The sequence below is a fragment of the Streptococcus sp. CCH8-H5 genome (assembly GCF_001556505.1).
Classification (GTDB): domain Bacteria; phylum Bacillota; class Bacilli; order Lactobacillales; family Streptococcaceae; genus Streptococcus.
Map to the genome: position 1 here is coordinate 1 of NZ_LSIZ01000050.1, position 1,305 is coordinate 1,305.

At 29.7% G+C, this 1,305-nt stretch carries 1 protein-coding gene and 1 pseudogene; one reads left to right on the forward strand and one right to left on the reverse strand.

The window, feature by feature from the left end; genetic code table 11:
* Positions 1-101, forward strand: a 101-nt coding sequence (locus AX663_RS11100) for an LPXTG cell wall anchor domain-containing protein (RefSeq protein ID WP_156430749.1), incomplete at its 5' end; no start/stop codon positions are given.
* 65 nt (positions 102-166) lie between these two features.
* Here the strand turns inward: AX663_RS11100 and AX663_RS04200 are convergent.
* Positions 167-679: pseudogene (locus AX663_RS04200) on the reverse strand (transposase); the annotation flags it as partial.
* Positions 680-1,305: the final 626 nt, after the last annotated feature.

Consider the following 1,305-nt stretch of genomic DNA (forward strand, 5'->3'; position numbering starts at 1 on the left):
CTGAAACAGGTGATGATGCGTCTATGGCAGCTATGGCTCTCGGAGGAATCCTTGCAGCAGCTGGACTTGGTTTAGCAGGAAAACGCAAAAAAGAAGACTAAGATAGTTCATAGGTTAAATCCCTCAACATAGTTAGTTAGACTATTTCAGTTTTCGAAAAAGAGACTTATCCCGAAAGGGGTGGGTCTTTTTTATGTATGTTCAGAGTGATGAAGACACGTTTCTTAAAGTTAATGAAGTTTCTAAAACCGAATCCCAAGCGTTTGATGTCTTTGATCAACTTGTTAGTTGCTTCAAGTTTTGCATTTGAATAGTCCTTTTCTAGTGCGTTTTTGATGTATTGCTTGTTTCTAAGAAAAGTCCGAAAGACAGTTTGAAAGTAGTGATTGACCTTGTTCATATTTTCCTCTATCAGCTCAAAGAACTGATCCACTCTTTTCTCCTGAAAGTGAAAAAGTAAGAGCTGATAAAGTGTATAGTATTCGGTGAGCTCTTCTGAAAAGTCTAGTGTTTTCCTAACAACTTCATGTGGACTTAAGGTTTGATGGAAAGTCTTTGAATAAAAAGAGTTGAGAGATAACTTACGGCTGTCCTTTTGGAAGAGTCGCCAATGATTTTTCAAGGCTCGATAGGGTCGTGATTTTTTGATAAAATGATTCATAATCACAATTCTAGTCTTAAAAATACCTGCTTTATAATCTCTATAGTAGTTTTATCTATTACAGACATTATAGAGCAATTTTTTAATTATTCAGTCAAAAACAAAGTTCTATGGAAAGATAAACCATTAAAAATACTGACATATTTTCAATCTAATTACATTAATAAATCTAAAAAAATGTATATTTACACTTGATCTTAGTTAAATTATGAGTGTATCTATAAATGTTGAAAGTGTAAAAGGTAAGAATCATTCTATGATTCGAAAATTGTAAGACTTTTACAAAGTAATATATATTGATATTGTAAGATGTTATAAATACTTTAAATACAATTATTGATTTATGCTTTGAATTATATATGTAAAGTTGTATAGGTTCTGTATAAAAAGAAGGTGTTAGAAAATAAATACTTTGAAAAGAATAATGCTTAAGTTATTTTAAAAAAAGAGAGAAAACTAATTTTATGATAGTAAAATATTGATTCAATTTTAATTTTATGATATATTTTTCGTTAGGGAAATTCATTTTATATTATTTTTAGAAGAGATAAGACTAATCAAAATCTAATGATTACTTGTCTAGGAGGAAATATGGGTAAAGATATCTTTAGTAAGAAGAGTCGTTTCTCGATTCGTAAATTGAA